This is a genomic window from Streptomyces capitiformicae (assembly GCF_002214185.1).
Taxonomy (GTDB): domain Bacteria; phylum Actinomycetota; class Actinomycetes; order Streptomycetales; family Streptomycetaceae; genus Streptomyces; species Streptomyces capitiformicae.
On record NZ_CP022161.1, the window covers coordinates 713,424 to 728,184 of the forward strand.

Consider the following 14,761-nt stretch of genomic DNA (forward strand, 5'->3'; position numbering starts at 1 on the left):
CGAGAGGGTCCTGGCTCATCCCAGGGCCAGCGAGGCCTGTACGGGCAGGTGGTCGCTGGGGAACTGGCCGTTCGACGAGAAGGTGTTGATCGACGCCCGGTGGGTCGTGACCCCCGGGGTGGCGAGGATCCAGTCGATGCGGTCGCCGCCGGGGGTGAGCGGCCGGTAACCGTGGAAGGTCGCGTACAGGTCGCTGCGCTCGGCCGCCGTGTCCCAGGTGTCGACGAGACCGGCGCCCAGCATCGTGTCGTAGACGACGTTCTTGTGGGCCGCGACGTTGAAGTCCCCGGTGACGACGAGGGGGAGGGAGCGGTCGAAGCCGGCGATGCGTTCGGTGATCAGGGTCGCGCCGCGCTCGCGGGCGTACTGGCTGGCGTTGTCGAGGTGGGTGTTGAGGACGTAGAACTGCCGGTCGCCGTCCTGGAGATCGCGGAAGCGGACCCAGGTGACCATGCGTATGGAGCCGCCGCCCCAGGTGTTGGAGCCGGGGATCTCCGGGGTGTCGGAGAGCCAGAAATGCTGGTGTTCGAGTGGCGCGAGGCGGCGGGTGTCGTAGAAGACGGCCATGAACTCGTCGCGGTTGCCGCCGGCGCGTCCCGTGCCGATCCAGTCGTAGTTCGTCGGTCCGAGGTCGGCCTCGATGTCGAGGAGCTGGTGGTGGAGGCCCTCCTGGGTGCCGATGACATGGGGTCCTTCCTGCCGCAGCAGCTCCCGCATCACCGGCCTGCGGACGGCCCAGCTGTTGGGCCGTGTGGTGCTCGCGTAGCGCAGGTTGAAGGACATGACTTCGAGCGGGGTACCAGCGGCTGCGTCCTCCTCCGCCGCCTCGGCGGGCTCGGCTGACATTCCTGTGTGGGACAGGGGAAGCAGAACCGCCGCGGCGAGGGCGGTCTTCAGACCGATGCGGCGCGTGACTCGGCTGTGGTTCGGCACAGGGGGCTCCTTCTGTGGCGGCGTCCGGGCGAGTCGGTGCGCACAGCATTGTGGAACGGCCCGATGTTCCAGTCATGAACATGTCGATATATGGCGGTGCACATGGCCGGAAGAGGGCGCGTGCCGGTTTCGGCACGCGCCCCGCGCACAGCCGTGCGGATCAGCTGACCGCGCAGCTCTGGTCACCGACCTTGAATGCGGTCGGTTTCCCGTTCGTACCCGACCGGCTCCCCGTGAAGCCGAAGTTCACCGATGAACCCGCCGCCACATTGCCGTTCCAGCCCACGTTCTTCGCCGTCACGGCCGAACCCGACTGGGTGTGGTCGGCGTTCCACATCTGCGAGACGGTCTGACCGTTGGGGAAGGACCAGTTGAGGGACCAGCCGGTCCACGCGCTCGTGCCGGTGTTGCTCAGCCGAACGTCCGCCTGGAAGCCGCCCGACCACTCGTTGGTGACCTGGTACGTCACCGCGCAGGCGCCCGTCGGCTGGGGATCCGGATCGGGGTCCGTGCCGCCACCTCCGCCACCGGTGTCGGAGGAGTCGCCGTAGATGACCCCGCGCCCGTTCGTCGCGATGTAGACCCGCCCGTAGAGGCGCGGGTCGCCGGTGATGGCCGCGCCGGTCCAACCCCATTGATGGGCGTCGTCGTTGATCCGGGTCCAGGTCGCGCCCTTGTCGGTCGAGCGGAAGATCCCTCGTACGCCGCCGATCTTGGCGCTGGTGTAGAGGGTCTGGTACGAGGCCCCCGTCGCGGCCTTGCCGAAGCCGATGGTGTCGGCCTGCTCGACGCCCGCCAGCTTCGTGAAGGTGGCGCCGCCGTCCGTGGAGTGCCACAGACCGTACGCGCCGTCGGGCGCACCGCCCGCCAGCCACACGTCGCCCTTCACGCCGGGCAGCGCCTTGAAGCGGACACTGTCGCCGCTCGGCAGACCGGTCGCGAAGGACGCCGTGAAGGTCGCGCCGCCGTCCGTACTGACGTAGAACTTCCCGGATTTGAAGCCGTAGAAGGTCTTCGGGTCGACGCGGTCGGACTCGACGATCGCACCCGCCGGGATGCCGCTGGAGGCCGCCCACGAGTTGCCGAAGCCTGTCGTGTACTGCACGCCGGTGCCCTGCGGGCTCCACACGAACCGGCTGCCGTCGGCCGCCGCTGCGACCGTGCCGCCGCCGCTGACGCCCGAAGGGTCGCTTCCCGCGAACCAGTTGGCGCCGTTGTCGGTCGAGAACGCGATGTGCGGCCCGGAGTCCAGATTGCCCACGCGCACGACCGTGTTCGGGTTGGCCTCGGCGAAGTCAAGGCTGGTCGTCGTCGTGAAGTTCGGCTGCGTGAACATCATCGACGGGACCTTCGTCAGATCCGTGTGCCGGAAGCCGCCGACGTCACCGAGGGCGCTCAGCAGCGGGGCGCCCGACGGGGGAGAGGCCAGGTCGTTGACCGCGGTCTCCTCCAGGCCCCGCACCATGGGCTTGACGGCGAACTTGCCGCCGCTGTCCCAGGTCGTGAGGTTCTCGGAGCCGTAGATCGTCGCGCCCGTCCCGTACATCATCCGGTTGGAATTGAACGGGTCGATCTCGAGCGACTCGGTCATCCAGCCGAGTTTCGGGGTCTGTTCGGGCGGTGAGGGGTTCGCGTTCCAGGTCAGCCATGGGGAGGAGGAGACGTCGATGGTGTAGCGGTTCTCGCGACTGCCGGACGACCCGTAGTCCCACGCCCTCGTCCAGGTCGCTCCGCTGTCCGTCGACCGGAAGATCTGGGTGTCCGGCCACCACGAGCTGTACGCCGTCGCCATGACCGTGCCGGGCTTCTGCCGGTCGACCGTCAGCCCGCTGAAGCCGTAGTACGTGTCGGCCTCCGCCACCGGGTTGATGTTCGTCCAGGTACCGGTCGCCGTCGCGTACCGCCACAGCTGCCCCTTGCCGCCGTCGTACGGCCCGCCCTTGTCGCTGTAGGACAGATACAGATAGCCGTTCGTCGCGTCGAGGACGCCCTTGTGCGCCAGATGGCCGGTGGGCTGCCCGGCCACTCGCGACCAGGTCGCGCCCGCGTCGGTCGAGCGATACACGGCGTTGTCCTTGTCGGCGACCCCGACGTAGATCGTCCTCGTCGCGTTGCCGGACGTCCCCGTGGACTCGTCGAAGGTGACCCAGACGATCCCTTGGTTGTCGTTCGCGTAGCCGCTGGTGTCGGCCGGATCCTGCACATAGTTGCCGACGTTCGGGAAGTTCGTCACCTGCGACCAGGTGACCCCCGAGTCAGTCGACCGCCACAGTCCCTTGCCGCTGGGCGCGCCCAGGTACAGGACGCTGTTCTTGTTGGGGTCGACGACGAGCCGCTCACCCATGCCCCGGCCCGGCATGTTCCCGCCCAACTTGAACGGCAGGTTCGTCTTCTGCCAGCTCGCCCCCCGGTCCGAGGAGCGGTAGATCGCGCCGTTGCCCGGGTCCCAGCTGTTCGTGTACGTACCGGCCGCCACGTACACCTTGTTCGGGTCCACCGAGTCCGAGGCGAGGCTCACGACACCCGTGTGCCCCCAGTTGTCCCAGCCGACCGAGTCGAGCAGCGGCGTCCAGCTCTTGGACGACTCCACCCAGCGATAAGCCCCGCCGATATCCGTGCGGGCGTAGGCGAGGTTCTTCTCCTTGCGGTTGAACACGATGCCGGGCACGAAGCCGCCGCCGTCGATACGCGCGTTCTTCCACGTATACGTGTCGGCGGCGATCGACACCGACTTCTCCGCCTTCTCGGCGGCCAACGCGGGTGGGGAGCCCGCGAGCAGACCGGCCGCGAGGGCCAGGACGGTGGTGAGGATGCGGGTTCTTCGCACGGGGAAGTCCTCTCCAGGTATGTGGGGGGAGGGGGATGGACGGGCGCGAACGGCCGGGCGGCCCCCTGTGCGGGTGGGGACCGCCCGGCCCAGGTCCTGCCCCCGCCGGAGTGCAGGACCTTGCACACGGAGCTTCAGCGGGGACTTATTCGAGGAGCTCCGCGTACGAACCCATGGCCAAAGCGATGTCCGCCTGAGCCCAGAACCGGTGGTACGTGAACGACGGCGCGGCGCCACCCGCCAGGTACGCCTCGATCTTCGACCACGCAGGATCGTCCTCGTAGAACGATCGGATCGACTCGAACGTCGACGACGAGTTGATCGCGTCGCCGTTCGGCATGGTCCCGGTCCACCCACTCGGCACGTACACCCGGTCGTCGAACCGGTTGTAGTCCGCACGGGTCTCCGGCACCGCCACACCGAGCCCGTCCTGGTGGTGCTCCCACATCCCGTCGAGCAGCGCCTTGGCGACCCGGGCCGCGTCGGCGTCACCGGAGCGGTCGGCGTAGTACGTCAGCGTCTTGGCGTACGCGGCCGCCACCCCCACGTCGTCGGTGTAGTCGGCGACGGTGACGTGCAGCCCGCTGTTGGAGCCGGGGCTGGAGGGGTTCCAGGTGTTCGGGGCGCCGGACCACTGGAGCGTGGAGGGAATCCGGTACGTCCCGTCGGGGTTGATGGTGGTCTTGGACAGCGCCCAGTCGACCCACTTGTCGAGCACGGTCTTCGCGGCGGCGTTGCCCGTCTGCTGGTAGTACTCGGCGACCCGCTCCATGGACCACGCCTGGAAGCCGAACCACTGGTTGGACGGCGGGTCGTGGTACACGGGCTTCTCGTCGTAGTACATGCCGTAGAAGGTCGGCGTCCCGGCCGGCGGCGTGGCGTACCGCCCCGCCCAGCTGTTGGTGGCGCCGCCCGCGATGCCGCCCTCGTTGGACTGCAGCCAGCGGTAGAACTCGATCTGCCGGTCGAGGGACTTGGCCCAGTCCGCCTGCCCGGTCGCCGACTTGGGCTTCAGCGGGGCGTAGTTGGCGAGGGCGTACGCGGCGAGCGGGTTCTGGTAGCCGCCGTGCGCGTGGCTGGAGCCGATGCGCCAGGCCCAGCCGGCGTTGGTGTCGGTGGCGCCGCCCCACGCGTAGTACCAGTTGAGCAGGTAGTGGGAGGAGTCCTTGCCGGTGCCCGCGGGGCAGCTGGTCGGACCCACACAGTTCCCGATCTTCTTGAAGTACTTGTCGTACATCGCGTAGCGCAGGTAGTCGCCCATCTTCGCGGCCTTGCCGATGGTCGCGGAGACGTCGCCGCCCTTGCCCTGCTGCTTGGCCCAGATGTCCGCCCAGTACGCGGCCTGCACGGCGCGCGCGTCGGCGTCGGGCGCGTTGGTGAACTTCCACTGCTTGGCGTACTGCGCGTCACGGGTGAACAGGTCCAGGTACCCGTTCGGGCCGCCGTACTTGAACTGGTCGCAGGTGGGCTGAGGAATGGTCTCCCACACCGACTCCTGCGGGCCGCGCTGGAAGGTGTTGATGTACGACGGGCCGGTGTCGGTCGGGCCCGCCTCACACTTGCCGGGCGAGTTCCCGTAGCCGTAGACGTTGTCCACGTCCTGCAACCAGTGCATGCCGTAGATGTCGTCCGTGTTGTAGGCGCTCTTCAGCTCGGCGGCGATCGGGTCCGAGCCGACCGAGACCGAGGTGTTGAGCTGTGCCGGGTACTCGTTCGGGGTGTCGTGCTCGGGGGCGTACGTCGCCGGCTTGTTCGGCGTGTAGAAGGAGTTGGACGGCTGGTCGGCGCGGGTGGGGATCATGTACTTCTCCATGGTCTCCCAGGCGCCGTTGAACTTGGACCAGTCGCCCGTGACCTTGCCGTACATGGCCTGGAGCCACAGGAGGTAGCTGTACGCCTCCGACGTGGTCTCATGACCGTGGTCCGGCGCCTCGACGACCAGCGTCTCCACCGAGTGGTACGGGATGCCCTCGGGGGAGAAGTAGCCGTTCGCCGGGTTGGTGATCTTGCCGTAGAGCTCCAGGAAGCGGGCGTCGTACTCGCCGGCCGCCGCCAGCTGGGTCACCGTCACCGCGGCCTTGGCGTGCCCGGTGGCCGTCGACTCGAAGACCGCCGAACCGGTGCCGGAGGCGTTCGCGCCGATGGTCACCTTCTGGGCCGTGTTCCAGTTCGACGGGGTAAAGGTCAGCGATGCGCCACCGGTCACGGAGAGCCCGGTGTTGCCGGAGGCCCGCGCGGTCGTCACCGTCACGTTGGACGACGGCTGTGTCGAAAGTTTCACGTCGTACGTGCCCGACTCGCCCTGCCGCACGCCCAGTTGGGTCGGCGTGACCACCACGGCGGGACCCGAGGCGACCGTGATACCGACCGGCGTGGAGTCCGCCGACGCGCCCAGGCTGTCGTACGCCTTGGCGACGAGGGAATGACCGCCCACGGCCAACCCCGTGGCCGAGAACGTGTACGGCGACGTCGTGTCCGTGCCGAGCAGCGTGGTGTCGTCGTAGAACTCGACCTTGGTGATCGTCGCGTTGTCCGCGGCAGCGGCCGTGGCCGCCATCGGCACCGGGTCACCCTGCGAGTAGACCGCGCCCGGAGCCGGGCTGGTCAGCACGGTGATCGGCGGCTGATGGGCGCCCACACACGTCGTACCGTTGATCGCGAAGTTGGCCGGTGCCGCGTTGCTGCCGCTGTACGTGAACTGGGCGCCGGTGGTCACCGCGGCCCCGACGGCGATCGTGCCGTTCCAGGACGTGTTCCGCGCCGTCACCGTCTTCCCGGACTGCGACCAGGTGCCGTTCCAGCCGTTGGACAGCGTCTGGTTGCCCGCGTAGTCGTACGTCAGGGTCCAGCCGCTGATGGCCTCGGTGCCCCGGTTGGTGATCGTGAGGTCGGCGGTGAAGCCCGAACCCCAGTCGTTCGTCTTGTAGTCGACGCTGCACGCGACCGCCGCCGCACTGGCGGGAGTCGAACCCGTGCTCAGCATCGTCAAGGGGAGTGCGAGGCCCGCCACCACGGCGGTCCACAGGCGCCGCGTGGCACGGCGTCTCCGTCTGGGGTGCATGCTCTGGTTCCTTCCGTGCGGCTCTTACGAAGGTGGGGGCGGAGCAGCAACAACAAGCCTTGAACCAGTGGGAGCGCTCCCATATTGGGGAGCGGGGCGCAAGGGGTCAAGGCGCTTGAAGAGCCGAAAAGATTCGATGAGGGCGAAAAGATTCGTGGTGCGCGATGACGCAACGCCTCTGTCTTTTACCGGCACTTGGCGCTACCTTCACCAGCACCAGTGGGAGCGGTTCCATCAGTCGACGCGTTCGTCCCTGACGTGTCCGAGCTGCGAGGGACGCTCAGACAACACCCCCAGCGTTCAGGTCTTTTACTCGCTTTGTGTGACGGCGCGACGACTCCTCCTCGTACACCCCACTACGGAAGAGGAAACCCGCACTCATGAGCCGTACCAGAACAGCACTCCTCGCGGCGATGGCGCTGGTCGCCGGCGCCGCCGGGACCGCGATCGCCGCTGTGCCGGACGACGTCGGCGCCAAGGCGATCCCCTGCACCGTCGACTACAAGATCCAGAACCAGTGGTCCACCGGCTTCACCACCGCCGTCACCATCACCAACAACGGCGCCGCCAAGTCGTCGTGGGCCGTGAAGTGGTCGTACGCGGGCAACCAGCAGGTCGGCAACGGCTGGAACGCCCGGATCAGCCAGAGCGGTACCTCGGTGACCGCCGCGAACGAGACGTACAACGGCACGCTGGCGACCGGCGGTTCGGTGAGCTTCGGCTTCAACGCCACCTACAGCGGCACCAACGCCCTTCCGGCCACGTTCACGCTCGACGGAATGACCTGCAACGTCGACGACGGCGGTGGCGGTACCGACCCGGGCCCGGGTACGCCCGGCACGAGGGTGGACAACCCCTACTCCGGCGCCAAGGTGTACGTGAACCCGGAATGGTCCGCGAACGCCGCCGCCGAGCCGGGCGGCAGCCGGATCTCCAACCAGCCCACGGGAGTGTGGCTGGACCGCACCGCCGCCATCGCGGGCGCCGGCGGCAAGATGGGCCTGCGGGCCCACCTCGACGAGGCGCTGCGGCAGAAGGGCTCGGACGAGCTTGTCGTCCAGCTGGTGATCTACAACCTGCCGGGCCGTGACTGCTCGGCTCTCGCCTCCAACGGCGAACTCAAGGCCGACGAGATCGACAAGTACAAGACGCAGTACATCGACCCGATCAAGGCGATCCTCGCCGACCCCAAGTACGCCTCGCTGCGGATCGTCACCGCGGTCGAGATCGACTCCCTGCCCAACCTCGTCACCAACACCGGCAGCCGCCCGACGGCCGTGCCGCAGTGCGATGTGATGAAGGCCAACGGCAACTACGTCAAGGGCGTCGGCTACGCGCTCAACAAGCTCGGCGACGTGGCGAACGTCTACAACTACGTCGACGCCGGCCACCACGGCTGGCTCGGCTGGGACGACAACTTCGGCCCCTCCGCCACCATCATGAAGGAGGCGGCGACCGCCGAGGGCGCCACGGTCAACGACGTCCACGGCTTCATCACCAACACGGCGAACTACAGCGCCCTGAAGGAGAACAACTTCACCATCAACGACACCGTGGCCGGCAAGTCGGTCCGCGAGTCGAAGTGGGTCGACTGGAACCGCTACCTCGACGAGCTGTCCTTCGCCCAGGCCTTCCGCGGCCAGTTGGTCTCGGCGGGCTTCAACTCGAACATCGGCATGCTGATCGACACCTCCCGCAACGGTTGGGGCGGCACCGCACGGCCCACCGGACCGGGCGCGACGACCAGCGTCGACACGTACGTCGACGGCGGGCGCTACGACCGCCGCTTGAACACCGGCAACTGGTGCAACCAGTCCGGAGCCGGTCTCGGCGAGCGCCCGCAGGCCGCCCCGGCGGCGGGGATCGACGCCTACGTGTGGATGAAGCCGCCGGGGGAGTCCGACGGGGCCAGCTCCGCCATCCCGAACGACGAGGGCAAGGGCTTCGACCGCATGTGCGACCCGACGTACACGGGCAACCCGCGCAACAACTACAACATGTCCGGCGCCCTGCCCAACGCGCCGCTGTCCGGGCACTGGTTCTCCGCCCAGTTCCAGCAGCTGATGCAGAACGCGTACCCGGCACTGTGACAGCCGAGTAGTCCTGGTTCCGAGTAGTTCTGGTTCGTCTTCCCCCGTCGCCCCGCTCCGGACCCCGTCCGGAGCGGGGCGACCGCGTGCGGGGCGACCAAAATGTGGCCTCGAATATTTGCCGATACGGCAAGGGAAGTGGCCCTTCTCCGGCACGTCGACGCAGGCTGGCGGCACCCGGAAGAGAGGCTCACCACCATGGGACAGCACGAGCACCAGCACACGCACCGGCACGCGCACGAGCACCAGCACCAGCACAACAGCACCGACATCGACTGGGCCGAAATGGCCGAGCATCTGGAGGAGCAGGCGGAGCTGTTCGCTCCGCTGTATCGGGAGGCCGCGGCCTGGGTGGCGACGCGGCTGCCCGAGCCGGGGCTGGTCGTCGACGCGGGCAGTGGGCCGGGGGTGGTGAGCTGTCTGCTGGCCGACGAGTTCCCCGGCGCCCGCGTCGTCGCCGTCGACGGTTCCGGGCCCCTGCTGGAACGCGCCCGGGCCCGGGCCGAGCGCCGTGGCCTCGCCGACCGCTTCGGCACCCTTGAGGTCGAGCTCCCCGGCGGCCTGGCCGACCTGGACTACCCGGCCGATCTGCTGTGGGCCGGCCGCAGCCTGCACCACCTCGGGGACCAGCGGGCCGGCCTCGCCGCCTTCGTCGAACGGCTCGCGCCCGGCGGTGTGGTGGCGCTCGTGGAAGGCGGCCTGCCCGCGCGCTTCCTGCCGCGAGACATCGGCTTCGGCCGCCCCGGGCTGCAGTCCCGGCTCGACGTGGCCGAGGAACTGCGGTTCAGCCAGATGCGCGCCGAGCTGCCCGACACCGTCGCCGAGGCCGAGGACTGGCCCGGGCTTCTCGCCGCCGTGGGCCTGCGGAACGCCACGTCGCGCACCTTCCTGCTTGACCTTCCGGCCCCGTTGCCGGAACCCGCCCGCGCCTATGCCCTGGACTCGTTCCGGCGCCGCCGGAACGGCCTCGCGGACTATCTGGATGCCTCCGACCTCTCGACCCTCGACCGGCTCCTCGACCCCGACGACAAGACGGGCCTGTACCACCGCCCCGACGTGTTCGTCCTCGCGGCCCACACCGTCCATGTGGGGACGGCGCCGGAAGCACACTAGGGATCCTCAGAAGCCGTCGACGCCGATTCGGGGCCTCCCCGTCGCCACTGGCCGTACCCACCTGGCCAGGTCGCACAGGGCAGTGTCCATAGCGGCCTCCGGCCGCAGGGGCCTGCCGGGATCGGACCACACACAGGATGCGTGTCGCCGCCCCGGGGCTGAGTACGCCGGGGACCTGGGGGTCCCCCCGGACGAAGTCTGGGGGAGCGCTCAAGACCGTTCGGGGCGTGCGGCTGAGTCGGACGTCGAGGTCCGGCGCGATCGGCGCCAACATCCGTGCTGGCTCGGCCAGTACGTTGTCCAACTCGTCGTTCATACGGCGATCCTGTCACCCACCACCGGAGTGCGCGGACGTGCGGGTGGCCGTGGAGGCCGCCGGAGACGGTGCTGACCAACGTCCTGTGTCCGGCGCCGCTCATCCGGGCGGCAACCTCAACGGGGCGATCATGGACGCCTGGGCGAGACGGCAACCGGCGGGCGTCGTCGTCAACACCGTGGTCGTACGACCGATCGGGCAGCCCGACCGACGGCCGTTCGGCCAGCCGGCCCGTGACCTACGAAACCGCCCGCCGGAGCGCGTCCGGCGGGCGGTCTTTTGCGGATGTGCGTCAGGCCATGTCGAACGTGGCCGGGTTCGGTCCGATGCGGCGGTCCTCGTTCAGCGCGCTGATCGCCGCGATGTCCTCGGTGTCCAGGGAGAAGTCGAAGACCTCGATGTTCTCCTTGATCCGGGACGGCGTCACCGACTTGGGGATGACCACGTTGCCCAGCTGGAGGTGCCAGCGCAGGACCACCTGGGCCGGGGTGCGGCCGTGCTTCTGCGCGATGGCGATGATCGCGGGGACCTCCAGAAGCCCCTTGCCCTGGCCGAGCGGCGACCAGGCCTCGGTGGCGATGCCCTGCTCCGCGTGGTACTCACGGGCCGCGTGCTGCTGAAGGTGCGGGTGCAGCTCGATCTGGTTGACCGCCGGGATGACGGACGTGGCCTCGATCAGCGTCTCCAGGTGCTCCGGGAGGAAGTTGGAGACACCGATGGACCTCGCGCGACCATCGGCGTACAGCTTCTCGAACGCCTTGAACGTTTCGACGAACTTGCCGTGGGCCGGCATCGGCCAGTGGATCAGGTACAGATCCACGTACTCCAGGCCGAGCTTGGCCAGGGACTCGTCGAAGGCGCGCAGTGTGGAGTCGTAGCCCTGATCGCTGTTCCAGAGCTTGGTGGTGACGAAGAGGTCCTTGCGGGGGATCCCGGCGGCGGCGATGGCCTTGCCGGTGCCCTCTTCGTTGCCGTAGATCGCGGCCGTGTCGATGCTGCGGTAGCCGGCCTCCAGCGCCGTGCCGACCGCCTGCTCGGCCTCGTCGTCCGGCACCTGCCAGACGCCGAAGCCCAGCTGGGGCATCTCGACGCCGTTGTTCAGGATGGTCGGGGGGACCTTGCTGCTCACGAGCTCTCGATCCTTCAAGTCGTCGGTTGGTACATCCCATCGTCAACGATCACGGCGCGCGATGCATTCCTGAGCGGACCGCTCACGCCCCGAATTACAGAATGGCCGGAAAGCGACGGCCGACCGCAGCCGCGCCCGTAAGGGGCGCTGGGCTGTGTCGATATGCGGCTCCGCCGCGGGGTCCCTCCCGCTTGAGCGAAGCCGCAACCCTGCGGAGCGGTCACGCCCGGTACAGCGCCTCCACCTCGACCGCGTACGCCTTCTCGATCGCCTTGCGCTTCAGCTTCAGGGAAGGCGTCAACAGGCCCTGTTCCTCAGTGAACTGGTGCGCCAGGATCCGGAACGTGCGGATCGACTCGGCCTGCGAGACCAGGGTGTTGGCCGCGACCACCGCCCGCCGTACCTCGGTCTCCAGCTCCGGGTCGCGTACCAGGTCGGCCGGCTTCAGCTTCGGCTTGCCGTGCATCTGGAGCCAGTGCTCCACGGCCTCCCCGTCCAGGGTGACCAGGGCGGCGATGTACGGCCGGTCGTTGCCGACGACGATGCACTGCGCGACCAGCGGATGGTCGCGCACCCGTTCCTCCAGGATCGCCGGGGAGACGCTCTTGCCGCCCGAGGTCACCAGGATCTCCTTCTTGCGCCCGGTGATGGTGAGGTAGCCGTCCTCGTCGAGGGAGCCCAGGTCACCGGTGGCCAGCCAGCCGTCGTGCAGGGTCTCGTCGGTGGCCTTGGGGTTGTTGAGGTAGCCCTGGAAGACGTTGGGGCCGCGCAGCCAGATCTCGCCGTCCTCCGCGATGTGCACGGTCATGCCCGGGATGGCCTGACCCACCGTGCCGTACCGGGTGCGCTCCGGTGGGTTGGCGGTCGCTGCCGCCGTGCATTCCGTCAGGCCGTAGCCCTCGTAGATGTGGATGCCGGCGCCCGAGTAGAACAGGCCGAGCCGCCGGTCCATCGCCGAGCCGCCGGACATCGCGTACTTGATCCGGCCGCCCATCGCCTCGCGGATCTTGGCGTAGACGACCTTGTCGAAGAACTGGTGCTGCATCCGCAGGCCCGCCGACGGGCCGGGCCCGATGCCCCAGGCCTTCGCCTCCACCGCGTCCGCGTACCTCACGGCGACCTCGACGGCCTTCTCGAACGGCCCGGCCCTGCCCTCCCGCTCGGCCTTGCGCCGCGACGCGTTGAAGACCTTCTCGAAGATGTACGGCACCGCGAGGAAGAACGTCGGCCTGAAGGCGGCGAGGTCCGGCAGCAGGACGGCCGCGCTGAGCTGCGGCTGATGACCGAACTTGACCTTCCCGCGGATCCCGGCGACCTGCACCATCCGTCCGAATACATGGGCGAGCGGCAGGAACAGCAGCGTCGCCGCCTCGTCGCCCTTCCGGGACTTGAACAGCGGCGCCCAGCGCTCGATGACCGTGTCCGCCTCGACCATGAAGTTGGCGTGGGAGATGACACAGCCCTTGGGGCGGCCCGTCGTGCCGGACGTGTAGATGATCGTCGCGATCGACTCGGGGGTCACCGCCCGCCGGTGCCGGTGCACGACCTCGTCGTCGAGGTGCGCACCCGACTCGTACAGCTCCTGCACCGCGCCCGCGTCCAGCTGCCACAGCCGGCGCAGCTGAGGCAGCCGGTCGATGACCGTGGCGATCGTCATCGCGTGGTCCTCGTGCTCGACCATCGCCGCCGTGCACTGCGCGTCGTACAGCATCCAGAAGACCTGCTCGGCGGAGGAGGTCGGGTAGATGGGGACGACCTGGGCGCCGACGGTCCACAGGGCGTAGTCGAAGAGGGTCCACTCGTAGCGCGTACGGCACATGATGGCGACCCGGTCGCCGAACCGGACGCCCTCCGCGAGCAGCCCCTTTGCCAGCGCGAGCACCTCGTCACGGAACTCCGCCGAGGTCACGTCGCGCCACTCGCCCCGCTCGTCCTTACGGCCGAGCGCCACGTACGTCGGGTCCTCCTGGGCGTACTCGAAGACGACGTCGGCCAGGCCGCCCACCGGCGGCGCCGACGCCAACGGAGGGTTGGTGAACTCGCGCAAACCCGCTCCTCGTGGCGCTCCCCACAGCGCGTGAAAGCTACCTCACGGGACTGTCGGACGGGAGGGGTTCTGGAAGGGACGAATCCGCACGCACGTCACAGGGTGACGACAGGAAACACGGGCAGACCGGGAGATTTCCGGCGCAACTCCTTACGCCTGCGTAGGTTGGGCGCCCCAATCTCCACCGAACCCGCACGCCCTGATCACGGTGTGCGCCGATGCGCGCACGTGGGGCCGGGCATGCCGCTTCACACCCGGCCCCAGCGCCGGCGGTCCACTTGTGACCGACACTCTTCCCAGCGCACCCGCCCGCCGTGCTGTCACACCCCGCGTGCCCGCCCGTGCAGTCGGTCCCCGCCGGAGAGGATCGCCGCGGCGAGCGCGTCCGCCGCGCCAGCTGCCGCTCCCGGCCGCCGGCCGTGCACCAGTACGAAGTCGACCTCGCCCAACTCCGGCAGGCCCGCCCGCTCCGGCACCCGGACCAGACCGGGCGGCACCAGCCGACGAGAGTGCGCCATCACGCCGAGGCCCGCGCGGGCGGCGGCGATGAGCCCGTTGAGGCTGCCGCTGGTGCACGCGATGTGCCAGGCGCGGCCCTCGCGTTCCAGCGCCTCCAGGGCCAGAGCGCGGGTGATGCCCGGCGGCGGATAGACGATCAGTGGCACCGGGCGGTCGGGGTCGAGGCGGAGCCGCTCCGCGCCGATCCACACCAGCCGGTCCGTCCAGACCGGTTCGCCGCGCGGGTCCTCAGGGCGCCGCTTGGCCAGCACCAGGTCGAGCTTGCCCGCCGTCAGCTGCTCGTGCAGCGTGCCCGACAGCTCGACCGTCAACTCCAGGTCCACTTCGGGATGGTCGTGCCGGAACCCCTCCAGGATCTCCGGGAGCCGGGTCAGGACGAAGTCCTCCGACGCGCCGAAGCGCAACCGCCCGCGCAGCCGGGTCCCGGTGAAGAACGCCGTCGCCTGCTCGTGCACTTCGAGGAGCCGGCGCGCGAAGCCGAGCATGGCCTCGCCGTCCTCCGTCAGCTCCACGGAGTGCGTGTCCCGGGAGAACAGCTGCCGCCCGGTCGCGTCCTCCAGCCGGCGCACGTGCTGGCTGACCGTCGACTGCCGCAGTCCGAGGCGCCGGGCGGCCTGCGTGAAGCTCAGCGTCTGGGCCACGGCGAGGAAAGTGCGCAGATGGGAGGGGTCGTACATGAGGACAAGGCTAGCGCGGTCATCGTGGAACGTGATGACGGTCAGAGTG

Annotated in this window: 8 protein-coding genes; 2 read left to right on the forward strand and 6 right to left on the reverse strand. The window is 69.1% G+C overall.

What is annotated here, in order from left to right; translation table 11 throughout:
* Nucleotides 1-15: 15 nt before the first annotated feature.
* The 3 genes from CES90_RS03115 to CES90_RS03125 form a co-directional block, all read right to left on the reverse strand.
* Nucleotides 16-933: an endonuclease/exonuclease/phosphatase family protein gene (locus CES90_RS03115; RefSeq protein ID WP_189783155.1), complete on the reverse strand. Its 918-nt coding sequence runs from the start codon at nucleotides 931-933 to the stop codon at nucleotides 16-18.
* 160 nt (nucleotides 934-1,093) lie between these two features.
* Nucleotides 1,094-3,760, reverse strand: coding sequence for a cellulose binding domain-containing protein (locus tag CES90_RS03120; RefSeq protein WP_189783154.1), 2,667 nt, complete (start codon nucleotides 3,758-3,760; stop codon nucleotides 1,094-1,096).
* A gap of 145 nt (nucleotides 3,761-3,905) precedes the next feature.
* Nucleotides 3,906-6,821 carry a glycoside hydrolase family 48 protein gene (locus tag CES90_RS03125; protein WP_189783153.1) on the reverse strand — a complete coding sequence of 972 codons (2,916 nt, stop codon included), beginning with the start codon at nucleotides 6,819-6,821 and terminating at the stop codon, nucleotides 3,906-3,908.
* Nucleotides 6,822-7,201: 380 nt separating this feature from the next.
* On the opposite strand from CES90_RS03125, the gene CES90_RS03130 reads away from it, so the two are divergent.
* Nucleotides 7,202-8,911 carry a glycoside hydrolase family 6 protein gene (locus CES90_RS03130; RefSeq protein ID WP_189783152.1) on the forward strand — a complete coding sequence of 570 codons (1,710 nt, stop codon included), beginning with the start codon at nucleotides 7,202-7,204 and terminating at the stop codon, nucleotides 8,909-8,911.
* Nucleotides 8,912-9,109: 198 nt separating this feature from the next.
* Nucleotides 9,110-10,024, forward strand: coding sequence for a class I SAM-dependent methyltransferase (locus tag CES90_RS03135; protein ID WP_189783151.1), 915 nt, complete (start codon nucleotides 9,110-9,112; stop codon nucleotides 10,022-10,024).
* A gap of 608 nt (nucleotides 10,025-10,632) precedes the next feature.
* Here CES90_RS03135 and CES90_RS03140 read toward each other — a convergent pair.
* From CES90_RS03140 to CES90_RS03150, 3 genes are all read right to left on the reverse strand, one after another.
* Nucleotides 10,633-11,469: an aldo/keto reductase gene (locus CES90_RS03140; protein ID WP_269801943.1), complete on the reverse strand. Its 837-nt coding sequence runs from the start codon at nucleotides 11,467-11,469 to the stop codon at nucleotides 10,633-10,635.
* Nucleotides 11,470-11,689: 220 nt separating this feature from the next.
* A complete protein-coding gene (locus CES90_RS03145) occupies nucleotides 11,690-13,516 on the reverse strand; it encodes an AMP-dependent synthetase/ligase (RefSeq protein ID WP_189783150.1) in 1,827 nt (608 codons plus the stop codon).
* Nucleotides 13,517-13,836: 320 nt separating this feature from the next.
* Nucleotides 13,837-14,712 (reverse strand): LysR substrate-binding domain-containing protein, encoded by an 876-nt coding sequence (locus CES90_RS03150; protein WP_189783149.1) that lies wholly within the window; start codon nucleotides 14,710-14,712, stop codon nucleotides 13,837-13,839.
* Nucleotides 14,713-14,761 lie beyond the last annotated feature (49 nt).

Coding starts and splice junctions, on each gene's coding strand:
- CES90_RS03125 (WP_189783153.1), bottom strand. CDS start 6,821: ATGCACCCCAGACGGAGACGCCGTGCCACGCGGCGCCTGTGGACCGCC.
- CES90_RS03130 (WP_189783152.1), top strand. CDS start 7,202: ATGAGCCGTACCAGAACAGCACTCCTCGCGGCGATGGCGCTGGTCGCC.
- CES90_RS03135 (WP_189783151.1), top strand. CDS start 9,110: ATGGGACAGCACGAGCACCAGCACACGCACCGGCACGCGCACGAGCAC.
- CES90_RS03150 (WP_189783149.1), bottom strand. CDS start 14,712: ATGTACGACCCCTCCCATCTGCGCACTTTCCTCGCCGTGGCCCAGACG.